Raw genomic sequence first — 15345 nt, 5'->3', positions numbered from 1 at the left:
TCTATTTGACGAAGCGAAATTAGACAACGATTTTCAGTTGGCACAACGTAATTTTGTGCAATAAAAACATAATTCAGTTGTCGAAGAGCAGATGAGGTGAAATCCGCATATTATAAATACACAGGTGGTCAGCAAAAACAAAAAAGCATTCAGAACAATTTTAATATTCTAGATCAGATAAATCCAACAGCATTGACCACGACGGCTAGCAACTAAAGAACTCCCTCAGCGCATAACACCGCGCGAACACATTTACTTGGCACATTCCATGCTAAAATTTAGCCGATACGGCACTAGCCGTATAAAGAATCAACTGTAAAAATTACCATCTAATATTTAAACAGAGCACCACATATGACAAAACTAATACCTGAATTTGATGAATTGGATTGCCGGATATTGAATATTCTTCAGACGGATTTTCCGCTTTGCTCACATCCGTATGCTGAAATAGGTAAACGACTTGGCATCACTGAGGAAGATGCTTTATCCCGTGTTACGCTCATGCGCGAGAACGGCACTATCCGAAGAATCGGGGCCAACTTTGACGCAGCCAGACTAGGCTGGGTTTCAACTCTCTGCGCGGCAAACGTAGCAGCCGAAGTCATGAATAATTTTGTAGAGGTTGTTAACGCACAATCAGGAGTTACCCACAATTACTTACGATCTAACAAATTTAATATATGGTTTACCCTTACTTCTCCATCAAGAGATGCAGAAGCTGCAACGCTGGAGTCTATCACGCAAAAGACCGGAGTAAAAATTTTGAACCTACCGGCAAGCCGACTAGTTAAAGTCCGGGTAGATTTTAAGATGGGATCAAAAAATGAAAAATAAAACAGCAACCGATGGTCAACCATTGCCTATAACACCCCTATAACATCACTGAACACGTTCTCGTTCTGTTTAGTCTGCTCCTGCATCGCCAATAAACACATCGTAAATAGATAATGGAACCGCCCTTCCATGCTCTGCCCTTCGCCTTCGAGTCCGGCTGGAGGCTTGATATACTGTTCATACAGTTTAGCAACACCGCTACGGAAACTTGTAGCCTGTGACCTTGGCCTGTTCGGTTGGATCTACCATGTTCCCTTCTTCGATTGCCTGATTGCGGGAATAAAAAATTAAATTATCCGAAACAATGGATCGTAACAAAAAAGAGTCCTGATCGTTTGAATTTGATCACGATGACGGGTTGATTATTCTGAAGATCAAGAGTATTTGAGCAAAAACATCGCTATAAACTAAAAACAAATTAATCATAAGCAACCTCAAAAAATGAAAGAACTAAGTTAATGGTTAAACCAAACCATGCGTACACAATATTTTAGATCAAAAAGCTTTACAACCTGTTTAAATTGTATAGCAAAATGTTTTACACCCATTACCCCTTTATTTTAAATCAAAGCCCAATTCCTTGAATATTAACCCAATAATCAAGAGTATACATTTGGCTAGACTATTTTAAATAACCACAATCAATCCTTTGTGCGACAATATAGATTGGGTTGGCGTTATTAGATTTACGTCCAAGTACGTATAATAAACAGTCGAACTAACATGGTTTATAGATGAAAAAATTAGTTTTCCTTATTGATGGTTTTAATCTTTACGTTATCAGCGCTCATCTTAAATTGTTCGCGGGCATCGCTCGTGATGTTATGGATGAAGTGGATGTTTGTATATGTGTAACAAACGGCAGACCTTTCGGAGCTGTAGTAGGCAAGACAAAAGAAGAGATAAAAGATGCTTTACTGCAACAAATGATAACATATTATGGAGATGGTAAGTACCCAACTATAGATGTCCTTTTAGATAGCACGGCTCAAAAAATAGACCCAAAAGAATTATTTATTAGGGTTTATGAAAGATTTGGGAAAATTGATGTTTTGTTCGTATCTTCAGGATTCTGGAGACCTGCCCTTTTTGAAAAACAATTCTTAAAATTATCACACAAAAAATATTTTTTCAAAATGGGAACCCATAATGAGAATGACATAGAAGGGTATGATGGAATCCTGTCTTCTCAGCCTAACTTGGAACTTATTCCCTCTTCTTTTGACGGTGATATTATTTTAAGACCGGATACTAGCGCCATTGTTGGAAATATTTCCGGGCCATTAGGGGAGACTATTACAGCAGACAAAAGAATTTTATACGCCATAAAAAGACTCCATAAAAATAGATACTTAGTCACAGCAACAAAAGATTTAGCTAATAGAATAGATCGTAAATACTGCTGGCTCATCGAAAAAATGTATAAAAAATATAATGGAGATATAGCTCTTCTCATTTGTGGAAATGAAATTGAACAAGCTAAAGAGGTTTTGAAATCACTATGCTCTGTCCCAATAGCCATAGAGACGTTTCCGTATCAGTCTGATCTTACAAGATTTTATCGTGTACTTAGAGAAAACTGTGATTGTATCTACATACACCCGAATGTAAGTGGAGGAGGTTATTGCAAAGTCCTTGCCTCTTTAATAATGCCATCATTTATTTTCAATAAGACAGACTCAGTACAAATGCATCAGGTATCTCTTTGTTCCTGCAAGGAAGAAATACTATACAAATGTTTAATGACCTTTGATGACTATGAAGCTCTATCTAATGATGTTGTTCGTAAAAACAAAGACAGCGAAATTTCATTTCTTAACTATTCCCGTTGGCTAATTCGTCATTTGCTTGAAGGCGACACTAAATAAAAAAGCTAAAATTATGTTTGAATTTATATTCACAACAAGTTGACTAAGGGAGCAGGTACTTTATGTTCATTTTATATTTAAATTACTTCTAGAACTATGAAAACTTTTTTTGTTGGAGATAGAAGGTTTGTACTTGAGGAAATGCTAAAACGTGGCATGAATATCGAAAAATGCTATGTTATAGAAAACTCTTATTTATCTAAAGAAATACAAAATATTAAAATAAATTACCATATAATTAGCTCTAAAGAAGATTTACTGCAGGCCTTAATTGGTGAAAGTTTCGATTTGCTAATATCTAATGGATGTCCTTATATTTTGCCAATATCTCAAATGCCGCAGGCAACCTATGTAAATATACATCCCTCCTTTTTACCTGATCTACGCGGAAGAACCCCCACTGTTGGTTCTATCCTATTTGAAAAAGATTCAGGGGCAACGGCGCATATCATGGATGATGGAACAGACACAGGTGAAATTATTTCTCGCGTTAAAATTCCGTTCTCATACGATTTAGACGTTGCACTATTATACCAATTAGTTTTTAGAGCCGAAAAAGAAGTTTTTAATAAGGCTTTTGAACTCAATTTTAGAGTTCAGCAACCACAGCTAAAAAAAGAGAACCATATTTATTTCTCATACAGTCAAAAAGACAGATATGTAAGTTGTCATGAACCTGTAAGCAAGACAATTCAAAGAGTTAAAGCTTTTTCATGTCAAACCAAAGGAGCTTTACTTTGTAGTGAAGGGAAAGAGATTCAAACCTTTTATGCAGAAGCTATTGAGAATGAATATGTCAAAGATATATGCCGACAGCGACAGGCTGAAGTAGGAGAAGTTATTTTGGTTTATGAGGATTGCATTTTAGTCAATGCATGCGATGGGATTGTGAAATTTTCTCGATTACCAAATACTCATGCCATAACCGAAGGTTCAAAAATTAGCTAAATATTAAATACATAAGAAAAAAATATTTTTTTGGGTACTAACAAATTAATTGGGCCGTAAATTTATAACTGAATGAAATAATATTATGACAGACTTAAGTTTCTATTATGATAAAATTACTATCACAAAACCTGATCTTCCAGAGTTAGATCAATTCGTAGAACAACTCAAAATTATATGGGACAATAAATGGCTTACAAACAACGGTCCGTTCCATGACAAACTGGAGTCGGCTCTAGCTGAATATCTCGGAGTACCGTATGTAAGTCTTTTTTGCAATGGAACGATTGCACTTCAAACGGCCTTAAAAGCGTTGAAAATATCCGGAGAAGTTATAACAACTCCATTCACTTTTCCAGCAACTGTTCATTCTATTTTTTGGAATCAATGTGAGCCTGTGTTTTGTGATATATCTCCAGAATCTTTCAGCCTTGACCCTGACCGTATAGAGCCTCTTATTACTTCAAAAACAACGGCAATTATACCATGTCATGTATATGGAAAACCATCGGATACGAAATCAATACAGGCTCTTGCCGATAAATTTGGCCTTAAAGTTATTTATGATGCGGCTCACGCATTCGGTATTTTTCCTAAACAGAGCGGAAAAGACGTTTGGGGAGATATTTCAATGTTAAGTTTTCATGCGACTAAAGTCTTTAATACAATTGAAGGCGGAGCACTCATTATGCATGACAAGGCCCAAAAAGAGCGAGTCGACTACTTAAAAAATTTTGGAATTGCAGGAGAGGAGCTTATTGTCGGTGAAGGAATAAATGGGAAGATGAACGAGATCTGTGCAGCTTTTGGATTACTGCAACTCTTACATGTAGATGAACAAATACAAAAACGTCAGCTTCTTGATGCAAGATATAGACACAATCTGGAAGGGATCAGGGGTATAGACATCCCTCAGATTGGAAATTGGTATAAACCCAATTTCTCTTATTTTCCTATATTTATCACTGACGATTTTCCCGTATCCGTGGAAAAAGTACAAAAGAGGCTTGCACAGTTTAATATTTATGGAAGACGATACTTCTATCCTTTGGTAAGCCAAGCTCCTTGTTATAGAACCTTACCTTCAGCAAATCCTGCCCTTCTTCCCGTTGCTACAGAAGTATCGTCACGTGTATTCTGTCTCCCTCTATACTCTGGACTTTCAACCACAGACATTGATTATATCTGCTCTATAATCACAGGGTGTAACTAATGCAAACTATTGCTATTATGCAACCCTACGTATTCCCCTATCTGGGGTATTTTAATTTGATTCATGCTTCTTCAACTTTTGTCTTATTAGATGATGCCCAATATATCCGCAATGGCTGGGTTAATAGAAATAGGATGCAAACTAAGGAAAATCCGGTATTTTTTACTGTTCCACTGGCTAAATCTCATCAGAAATCTACTATTTGCGAAAAACTAATCGCGGAAGAAGAATACAATCATTTTAAAAAGAAACTATTTGCCTTTCTCAAAAATAATTATGCCAAAGCTCCCTATTATGCCAAAGTGACTGAAATTATCAGACAGGTGTTTGATTCCCGTGAAAAGAAGATCTCCCGTTTAGCTGAGTTATCGTTAAATGTCGTTTTGGAATATATAGGACTGCAACGCAAAATTATTCCAGCATCATCGCTTCCTGATTTAAAAAGAGGAACACTTCTGCGGGGTGAAGATAGAATAATTCACATAGCAAAATCCTTAGGTGGCGAGTGTTATGTGAATGCGCCTGGAGGAAAATCATATTATTCTAAAGCTAATTTTTCACGGAACAATTTAAAATTAATGTTCGTTATCCCTGCCATGCCTACATATGAAAAGTCTAATACATTTATAAATGGGTTATCGATCCTAGATATTTTAATGTATGTTCCGCCTCATCAGGTTTTAAAAATGGCAAGAGATTATACACTGGAGACAAATTAGCTTAGTTGGCAATTACGATTGTCATGATTTTAGTATCTACCTGTAAATTTAAAGGTTTAGGATTAATTTCTTAAACCTTTTTTTTTGGGAATGGGCAACCGATGATGGAGACAAAACCGGCGCACAACGTATAGATATCCCCATTAATATAATATTAATAAATATTCCACTTGCGAAAAGTCATGTTTTTAGATAAAGAATCACCACTATAAAAAAGGATTCTATTCTAATGCGACATCTATTGTTTATTTTTCTCAGCTGTATTTTGTTCGTCTTGCAAATAACCCCGGCTTTCGCAACAGACCTTCCCAGGCTTCTGATACTAGGAAATGACCATAGCCGGGACACAATTCGGAACGATTCAAGACCCTTTAATCAGGTGCTGGACTCCATATCCAACGCCCTGCTAGACGAGGGCTTCGATGTCAAAGATGAAGCCGCCCTGTCGCAATCTTCCACTCAGGTAAAAAGCCGACGCAGCCAATCCCAGTTGTTACAGGTTGCACGCAATCTGGGCATTGACATCGCCGTAATTTTCTCCGTCTACCCCAACATGAAAAAAAACGAAAACTCCATGCGTATTCACCCCAGAGTGAGCGGACGGTTGATCTCGGTTTTCGACGGATCGCGGCTGGGTAATTTCGACATAAAATCCCAACTATCTGTACCGGTGGAAAAACCATATTCCCGCAACGATCAGCAGGAAGCCATGACTGAAATTGCAGGCCGGCTCGGCAGAGAGGTGGGTGAGGTGCTTACCGACCGCATAGCCCAATATGTGGACGCTGAAGGCGGCATGATCAAGGAATGGGAACTGAACATTGAGGGTTTCAACAACGATGAGATCATGGACATGGAAGACATGTTCCAGACCTTCGACGGATACGATTCCCACCGCATTAAACCAAATGCCTACAACAAAAACGGACACAGTACGTTTCTCTACAGGTCCAGTGCGGACTCAGCCAAGCTCAAGAGTAATATCGTCAATATGCTCGCCCAGATGAACGTCAAGGGAGATATCAAGATCCACGAATTGACCATAACGGTATCCAAAGGGCGCGGGATAAAAATAATCATAGATCATGTCGACAGTTGGTAGCCTGAGTATGTTTTCCATACCGGGCCAACACCATCACAGGGGACTGCAGAAGCGCACATATTCAAAAACAGACTGAATTCTGGACATAAAATTTTAGCTGCAGACATTTCGTGGTTTGAAATGTCGCGCTTGCAAATAATCTTAAAACCATCTGCCTTGAGGGGAATGTTGTCCCGAATCGGTTCTGGCAACAAGGCATAAGAGGGGAGGAAGAGATGAGATTAGGTAAACGGTTGATTGCAGGGGCTGTCATAATGCTATTGGCCCTTTCAGGTTGTGCATACAAACGGCCTCAGCCCAACGCGCAAATAAAATTTGAGGTACCTTCTAAGCTTTCCATTATCAAGAAGGACTCACTGATGAGGATTGTTTCTACAAGAGACAGCAACCGTGAGACACCCGGTTTTGACCGGGAACTGGGAGCCCGCCTAAACAAGACCGGTTATTTCATGGTCTCGGCCAAGGGTACTCCGCGTTACCTGCTGAGCCTGGACACCTTCTGGGCAGACCGCTGTGACAGCAGAAAGGATCGCGATTACAACATCAGATATTTTACAATGTCCAAAAGATATGACGACGGAAGCGGTTACGAATATCTGGCACACGACTTTGGTGCTTCCTATACCGCTTCGCTCATCGGCACGGTAGGTATCTACGAAGTCAACAACATGAATCCGCTGGCATACTTCAATGTCGCCGCCGAAGACACAAAATGGGTCCGCGCCGCCAGTGCCGGACAAGCGAAAATCAACTGCGACACCAAGGGTGCCCGCAACAAACTGATGGCGGAAATCATAGAAAATATCAACGGACTGCTCGCCAAAGAACGTCGCAATGTGCCGGTGATTCTGCCTTCCGGCGGCGATGAGACTGCCAAGACGCTTCTGCGCACCAATAAGGCCAAGCAAGCCGCCAAAAGACTGGAAACCGTACTGCCTCCGGCGGAATTGATGGAACTGAACCCGGCCCTGTATGAAAAATGGGACGAGGAAGCCGAACAGGCCGAGACCCCCAAACGGAGCATGTCCGAGGATCTAGCCAACTACTACCTTTTCTACATGACCAAAGAGACCCGGGGGATTTCCGAACAAAGTGCCCCTGTTATCCACGACGGATATACCCGTATCATGCTGCTGGCTGAAGACAAATCGCTGATTGACGCTGCTGCGGACTCAATGGCCAGACTGGAAGAAACCGCAACCAGGCTGGGCATCAAGCTCTAATAATCGGAGACAAGTAAGATGAACAAGAAATACGCAATAGGTCTGCATCTCTTCCTGATCCTGATCATAATGACCGCCGGCGGCTGCAAATCAGCCAAGCGCGCGGTCTTCGCCAACTACGTCATGCCTCCAAAGGCACTCCAGACTCAGTCCATCGAAAAACTGATCGTTGAGAAGCCGGTCATCAAGATAAAACGCAAGGGCATCAACAGAAAGACTGCCGGGATAATATCCGATATCTTCGCCAACGCAATCAGCAACGACTTCAGCGCCCAACTGTATTACAATGGGCATATCAAGCCTGCGGATCTGGTTTACGGTGACCCGGACGGTCTGAAACAGGTCCGCAAAATCATGGCCCACTCGAAGCACGGTTATGACGTTAAGATCATCCCTGCCCGGAACACTGCGCGGCTTAAAGTGGATGTCCGCGTAGACTACACCCGCACCAAGGACATTGACAAAATAATCACCACCCTGACCACCCAGAACTACTCAGTGGAATACAACGACGAGGGTGTACCCCACGCCAAACTGGGTTCCGTCTCCAGCAGCAATGTGAGCAGTAACGTTCCATATATTAAGACCAAGGTCGAAGGCATGCTCACCGCCACCTTATACGACCACAAAGGCAAAAAAATCTACTCCCGGACTTTCGACGACCTTGATTTCGAAAACAAGGCAGGGGGCAATGCAGGCAGCCACGCCGAAGCTCCCTATCCCGAAGTGGCCCAATCCCTGTTCAAGGATGCCATCGACAAGGTCGTGGCCGACATCTCGCCCCACAGGGAAAACAGGTTGTTGGTTGTAAACGAAAAAGGCGACTCCTCGGCCATAGCGCTGATCAAAGGCACCGCCTTTTACGATGCCCAGGACCGGCTGGCAGATATCACCGACAAGGCCAGCGAGGAGATAGAGAAGGAAAAGGCCGCCACCAAAGTTGAATACGAACAGAAGATAGCCGAAGCCGCGGATGAGGAAAAAAGAACAGCCCTCAAGTCAGAATGGGCCGAGGCCATAATCGACATCACCAAAAAATATTCACCCGATTTCGAAAACATGGGCATCATCATGGAAATCATCGGGCAGCGTTCCGAAGCACTGGAATTCTATGAGCAAGCCTCCGAATTCGATCCCGAAAACGAAACCGCCAAAAATTCCGTATCCCGAATTAATGAAATGATGACCGCTTCCAGACAGGTTTTGGAGCCTGCGAAGGTCATCACTGAAAACCCCGAAATCAGGAGCAACTAAATGCGTAAAATTATCATTCAGATAGTCATTCTCGCAGCAATGCTCTGCCTGAATGCAGGCTGTGTCCAGAAAGTCAAAGTCAACCTGCTCAAACCGGGGGAAATCAAAATCAGCGAACTGAGCAAGATCGCGGTGCTTCCCTTCAACTCGGTCAAACCCAACATCGCCGCCGGTAAGTACAGTGCCTCCGGGAGGATTTGCGACCTTGCCCGTCGTTGTGTCACCGATGCCCTTTACGCCGAGCCGCACTTCCAGCTTGTCGATCTCGACATAGAAAAAAAACTGAACGCAATCAACAGAGGCGCCAGACCTAAAAACCGCCTGAACGGCCTCCTTTACGGGCAGGTATGGTGGCAGGTATCCGATGAATACAAAAACTTCGCACCCAGCAAGAAAAGCCTGCGCAAGTGGAGGACCGTACGCTACGCCTGCGGCACCAATGATGACGGATCCACCAGATACTGCACTAAAACCCTGACCACCCAGAAAAAGGATGAATTCTACAAGGCCCACTACAGGACGATGACCGCCACCCTGATGATGAGCCTGAACCTCTACCGCATGGGCCGTAACGGGAAAGTTGAAAAAGTTGCTCAGGTCTTTGAAGTAGCTAGAAAACCGGCTGAGATATACAACGGTGCTTTTTCCACGAATCTTGAACTCATAGGATTCAATGCGACCCGAACTCGCCCCGCCCCCCAAGAGAAGGACGGATTCAGTCTTGATTTTATTTCCGAAAAACTTGGCCTTGTCTCCAAAGCCAAGGAAAAAACTGCTCTGGACAATGAGGTCAGCAATAAAAATGAAAGCATCCCGGCCACATTGAACATGGAAAATGCTCTGGCGCAAGAGGTGGCCAAAAGGCTGCGGGCGGTTATTCAGCCCCATTACGAATCCTTTGAGGTGTCAGTGCATGGCAAGGACAAAAAGACCCATACCTTGTTCATGACCGAGGCCTATCGAGGCTTGACCAAGTATCTGGCCCTGAAGATCGCCGATAAGAACGGCGACCTGGCCGAGACCCTGATTGAAGATCTGGATTTCGATAGTGTTGCCAAAGAAGTTCTGCTCCGCAGACTGAAGGCGGAGCACGCCGCAAAGCAGGAAGAGTTGCCGGCAGAAGAACGTGAACCTTTCAAGGCTCCCGACAATGCGGAACTGGCTGAGGATGCCGAATCTTATCTGGATAACATGACCTCGGATATCTACAATCTGGGTCTGGCATTTGAAGGACTCGGTGATTTTGAAAGATCCCTTTATATCTACCGCAACGGCTTCAAGTTCGAAGATACAGATCAGGACATGGCCGACGGCATAGGCCGCAGTGCTCTGGCCCTTGACTACGACGTTGTCGTGAATAAGCAGAAACACCGCAGGGATGACTCAGCGGACAAAACCGTCGTCGGGCTGAGCAGGTAAAACAAATGATCTGCAGAATTCCACATATCGCAATACTGCTGCCAATCGTTCTGTTGCTTACCCTTGCCGCCGGACCTGCCCGCGCTTATGAAGACCTCGGCGTTTCAGTAAGAATAAAGGGCAAAAAGAGCTTCAAGATCAGAAAGCAGTTGGAACAGATGGCCCGCAAACAGGCAGTCAGCAACTACATCAGGCGGGTCAACCCCGCCATTGCTGGAAAATCATGCGAGAAGCAGATCATAGACAGTCGGGCTTCGCTGATCCACAATATCACAAATCAGGGCACGACCCAGGTGGGAGATTATGTGGAGGGTTCATATCTGGTCCGTATTGACGATGAGAAGTCCAACTGTCTGATGGAGGAGTTGAACTGCGGAGTGCAGTCCGGCCGCAAGAATGCGGTCATCCTGATCATGGAGGAAACCCCCTCCAAGGCCGATATGTCTTTGATCCTCAGTCAGGCCGATGCCGGCACGACCCGCAAACTGCGGGGACTGGGGCCCTTCGTACTCTTTTACACCTCCTACCAGCGGGCCATCCGCGACGCCATCATCGCCAAGGCAAACCAGGAAGGCCTCAGCCTGACCAGACTGGACACCGTCGATGAATTCAAGCGTATGAAGGTGTCGCACGACGATCCAGTTGTCGGGGTCTATTTTGACGCCGACAATGAAGATTTTGCCCTCAATAACAGGCTGGTCCGGGCGGTAAAAAAGAAATATGCCGACGAAATCACTATCATTCTTTACTACAGAATATCCTCCCTCTACTTCGACCAGGTGAAAAGAGAACTTAAAGCCGAGATAGCCCTCTCCGTGCTTAACCTTAATGATAACATTATCAAATCTGTGGGTTCACAGGAATTCATGGTCATGATTCCGAAAGGTCAGTCCAGCATAGCCATTCGCGACGGACTCTCCGAGGTGGCCGAAAATGCGGCCTCCCTACTTATGAATGACGCCAAGAAGGTAATCCGCAAGATGATCACTATGGCGAAGCATAAAGACCAGCCCGTAAGGAGCGGCACGGATCTGGCCACCGTGACCCTGCGTCTGAATTCCAAACGGACCATGTTCAAGGTCAAGAAGGGACTCTCGGCTGACTCGGTAAGACAGTCCGCTATCCAGAACGGAGCCCTGATAATCAAACTGGACCCGAAAATATCCCCGGACGATTTTGTGTTTGAAGAACTCCTGAGCCAGTTGCAATCCATGGGCATCAATATCCCGGACAACAACATAGAACTCAAGGGCAGGGAAGTGCTGATCAAACAGTAGCGGGGTCTACCCCGGTACAAACAATGAGATCAAGGAATGATGTTCGAAGAGTCCCTATCCCACTTTCTTATTGCAAAAAATAAGGCCGCATAACGCGGCCTTTTTTTATTGATCTATACATATGCAAGGAGCTGTCAATCAATGTTATGAAACGGATTAACTTTGCTGTAGTGGCTTTTCTCAACGCCCAAAATATCTACATGTTTTACCCCTTCGATATTCGTTGCGATTGTTTTAACATTATCTAGTATTTTCTTCTTCAAACTGCTTACCGCATTGGGGAAATGTATAGTTACACGTCCATCCTCGCATGCGACCACAGCATATGGAGCAATATCAACAAGTCCAACCTCCACATATGCAGCTATGGCAATATCATCAATTTTTCTTTGCGCTTCCGGGGTTGTTTTAAACACATCTTTCTGAACAGCATTACAAATTATAGCTACAGCATCATCTACTGTAAGTGCTCCAATATGAATAACCATATCGTAAAGCCTGCTGTCCCAAGTGTCGACACCGTATACTTTAAGGCCCCATTTTCTGCGTTCTTCATCATCTTTCTGCAAAATATATCTGGCTTCGTCAGCAGAAATATTCTCTCGTCTGCTCTCTTCACGGACTCTGTCTTCCATATTTGCGGTAATCCTGACCTTGAAAATATGTGGGATATTCGCCAAAAAATATTGCCCTGCCAGGCCATGATATACAAGATTATCCTTCTGGGCATAACGCAAAAGGGAACTGCGGATATGGGCAAGATACCTTTCTTTTCCGTGCAAAAAGCGTTCGAGTACCGACGGTGAATCATGCAGAGCCCGGACAAGTTTGACTTCCGGGATGTCAAATTCTTTAGAAGACTCCAAAAGAAGATCTCGTGAAATACAAATATACTGCAGGGTCTCGGCCACTTTTTCTGCAATTTCCTTTCCGCGGCTGTATGAACCTCTTGAAATAGTAATTATGGACATAACATTCCCCTCTTGAATTAATTGCCTACAGAATTTATTCCCCTAAGTATAAGATAAAACAAGAGTTTAACACCTTACACAAAGAAAAATTTGGATATTGATTATATACCATAGTCCTCTTCCTACCGCCAGTAGTACTTATAGTTCAATAAGAACTGTTGGATTTACAAAATAGTGCTGCTCCGATTTCACCACCCACGATCCCCATGAAGATTCAAGGATTTAATCAGGAATTCTTGAGTCCTTTTTTGTTTTTCAGACTCACCCCCGTCAACATCTTCAAGGTGTATCAAATATGAAGGACATTCTATCTCCGTAGATGCAACTTCATCCACCAAGGAGACACTAAAACCATGACCGGATTAAAAACCCTACCTCTTCGATAAGAACATTAAATAACTAGCTTTATTTTTATTTATTTTTGTTTACCGCCCTATCTCTTAGGTATATTTGTTTTTTGCCAAGATAGGCCTTTTTTACTTTTGTCTGCAAATTCAGCTACGGAGAACTACATGAGCCTGATATGCGAAATGGATAACACGCCTTGCCGAAGCTATGTCATTCGGGAAGCTGGCCCGGATGATTTAGATTTTGTGGAACGACTTGAAAAAGAGTGCTTCGCAGAAAAACGTCAGAGCTCGAAACGAAGCCTGCGAAACAGTATCACAAGTGCCAGCCAGCTCGTGCTTATCATCGAAACACCTCCAAAACGTAAGCAATCCATCAAAATGGGAGCTGCCGTTGTCTTTCACTACAAACGCTCGATTCGCATATATTCGCTGGCAGTAGACAGGGAATTCAGGAGAATAGGATTGGGTGAATCGCTTATGCGCTACATTGTCAGCTTTGCGGTCAGCCATGGATATGAACGGATTTCTCTTGAAGTTGACATGAATAATTCAAAGCTGATCGGCTGGTACCGCAAGTTCGGCTTTGAACCGACAAGAACCCTACCTGACTACTATGGCCCGGAAGAGTCCGGACTCAGGATGACTCTGGTGCTCTCCACCAAGAGGACAGTCCAGGACAGATTGCTTATCGTGACAGACGACATCAGGTCTGTACAACCTTGGTCCTCCAAGCTGAATTTCTGCTCTGCGCAGGAGTACCTGTCAGATCATAACTACGCCAAATCCAGCAGATTTCATGTACTGAATATCTGTAGTTCTTATAGAGCCCATTCATTAGGATATTATGTCTCATTACTGGCCAATGCCCGCAACCACACGGTAGTACCGTCCGTTGTGAATATGAAGGATGCCTCAACTCCGATGGTAGCACAGAGTCTTCTAGACGAAATTGGGGATTATCTACAGGCAAAACTGTCTTTCTGGACCGCTCAGGATTTCACCTTGACCGTGATCATGGGAAAAGCCAATGACCCACGATTTGATGAACTTGCACATAAGTTGTTCCGTCTCTTTTCAATTCCATTCTTCAGTCTTTGCCTTCAGTTCAAAGAACGTTGGATAGTTAAAAAGCTCAAAGTACTTTCTGTTAAAAATGTTGCAGCAGAATACCGGGATTTACTAAAAGAAGCTTTGGACGAATACAGTACGAGGAAGCGACATATCCGTCCACGCCTCAAGCAGTTCAAATATGATCTGGCAATACTGGTGAACCCGGAGGAAAAAACTCCTCCTTCATGCGCCGAAGCACTTGAAAAATTCAAGAAGGCCGCGGAAAAAATAGGTTTTTACGTGGAATTCATCACCAAGGCCGACAGACGTCGTATCTGTGAATTCGATGCCCTTTTCGTTCGGGAAACTACAGCAATCGAAGACCATACTTATGCAATATCAAGACACGCCTACACCGAAGGGCTAGTCGTAATTGATGATCCATGGTCTATAATGCTCTGCTCAAACAAGGTGTACCTCCACGAGAAACTCGCCTGCTCAGGAGTATGCCAGCCGCGGGGATGGCTGCTTACCAAAAAAGATATAGCTGATGAACTCGTTCAACCATTAGTGTTCCCGCTTGTTCTAAAACTTCCGGAAAGCTCTTTCTCCCAAGGTGTGTATAGAGTGGAATCTCATGCCGAACTACAGGAGAAATTAAAAAAGATGCTGGAAAAATCCGATCTGATTATAGCTCAGGAATTCCTTGTATCAGAATATGACTGGCGAATCGGCATTCTTGATAACAAGCCTATTTTTGCATGCAAATACTTCATGGCGAGAAATCATTGGCAAATATACAACTGGAACTCCGCCGACAGTATCGATTTCAGCGGTCAACATGAAGCAGTTCCCATCAACCATGTACCCGCTTCAATTCTGAAAGCCGCAATACGGGCATCATCGCTCATAGGAAATGGTTTTTACGGGGTGGATCTCAAGGAGATCGGTGGCAAGGCCTATGTGATAGAGGTAAACGATAATCCGAATGTTGATTCCGGCATTGAGGACCAATTGCTCGGCAACGAATTGTACGAACTGATCATGCAATCGATTTTCAACCGGATTGAATTCGAACGCCAACAAATCCGGTATATTTCCTAAAGAGACGAAA

12 protein-coding genes are annotated in these 15345 nt (G+C 43.4%); 11 read left to right on the top strand and 1 reads right to left on the bottom strand.

The window, feature by feature from the left end:
* Positions 1 to 354: 354 nt before the first annotated feature.
* The 10 genes from ACKU41_RS17270 to ACKU41_RS17225 all read left to right on the top strand — a co-directional run bounded on the left by ACKU41_RS17270 (position 355) and on the right by ACKU41_RS17225 (position 11860).
* A complete protein-coding gene (locus tag ACKU41_RS17270; protein WP_321402533.1) occupies positions 355 to 837 on the top strand; it encodes an AsnC family transcriptional regulator in 483 nt (160 codons plus the stop codon).
* Positions 838 to 1571: 734 nt separating this feature from the next.
* The gene (locus ACKU41_RS17265; RefSeq protein ID WP_321402531.1) at positions 1572 to 2705 is read left to right on the top strand and encodes a hypothetical protein; all 1134 of its coding nucleotides are present in this window, start codon (positions 1572 to 1574) and stop codon (positions 2703 to 2705) included.
* A gap of 156 nt (positions 2706 to 2861) precedes the next feature.
* The gene (locus ACKU41_RS17260) at positions 2862 to 3653 is read left to right on the top strand and encodes a formyltransferase family protein (RefSeq protein ID WP_321402529.1); all 792 of its coding nucleotides are present in this window, start codon (positions 2862 to 2864) and stop codon (positions 3651 to 3653) included.
* Between the two features lie 85 nt (positions 3654 to 3738).
* Positions 3739 to 4866, top strand: coding sequence for a DegT/DnrJ/EryC1/StrS family aminotransferase (locus ACKU41_RS17255; protein ID WP_321402527.1), 1128 nt, complete (start codon positions 3739 to 3741; stop codon positions 4864 to 4866).
* Entirely contained in the window at positions 4866 to 5585 is a 720-nt protein-coding gene (locus ACKU41_RS17250; protein WP_319778787.1) for a WbqC family protein, read from the top strand. The genes ACKU41_RS17255 and ACKU41_RS17250 overlap by 1 nt, the downstream gene beginning before the upstream one ends.
* Positions 5586 to 5814: 229 nt before the next feature.
* A complete protein-coding gene (locus ACKU41_RS17245) occupies positions 5815 to 6687 on the top strand; it encodes a hypothetical protein (protein ID WP_321402524.1) in 873 nt (290 codons plus the stop codon).
* 215 nt (positions 6688 to 6902) lie between these two features.
* Positions 6903 to 7910, top strand: coding sequence for a hypothetical protein (locus tag ACKU41_RS17240; protein ID WP_319778785.1), 1008 nt, complete (start codon positions 6903 to 6905; stop codon positions 7908 to 7910).
* Between the two features lie 18 nt (positions 7911 to 7928).
* Positions 7929 to 9164: a hypothetical protein gene (locus ACKU41_RS17235; protein WP_321402522.1), complete on the top strand. Its 1236-nt coding sequence runs from the start codon at positions 7929 to 7931 to the stop codon at positions 9162 to 9164.
* Complete coding sequence (locus ACKU41_RS17230; protein WP_321402520.1) at positions 9165 to 10583, top strand: hypothetical protein; 1419 nt, start codon at positions 9165 to 9167, stop codon at positions 10581 to 10583. It abuts the gene before it with no gap.
* Between the two features lie 5 nt (positions 10584 to 10588).
* A complete protein-coding gene (locus ACKU41_RS17225; protein WP_321402518.1) occupies positions 10589 to 11860 on the top strand; it encodes a hypothetical protein in 1272 nt (423 codons plus the stop codon).
* Between the two features lie 134 nt (positions 11861 to 11994).
* Here the strand turns inward: ACKU41_RS17225 and ACKU41_RS17220 are convergent, their stop codons facing one another.
* Positions 11995 to 12831, bottom strand: a complete 837-nt coding sequence (locus ACKU41_RS17220) for a cytidylate kinase-like family protein (protein ID WP_319778781.1) — start codon at positions 12829 to 12831, stop codon at positions 11995 to 11997.
* 512 nt (positions 12832 to 13343) lie between these two features.
* Here ACKU41_RS17220 and ACKU41_RS17215 point away from each other — a divergent pair.
* Positions 13344 to 15335, top strand: a complete 1992-nt coding sequence (locus ACKU41_RS17215) for a GNAT family N-acetyltransferase (protein WP_321402516.1) — start codon at positions 13344 to 13346, stop codon at positions 15333 to 15335.
* The last annotated feature ends 10 nt before the right edge of the window (positions 15336 to 15345 follow it).

Source organism: Maridesulfovibrio sp. (assembly GCF_963678865.1).
Lineage (GTDB): Bacteria > Desulfobacterota > Desulfovibrionia > Desulfovibrionales > Desulfovibrionaceae > Maridesulfovibrio.
The sequence above is the reverse complement of the archived record's forward strand: the minus strand, read 5'-3'. Positions and strand labels throughout refer to the sequence as shown.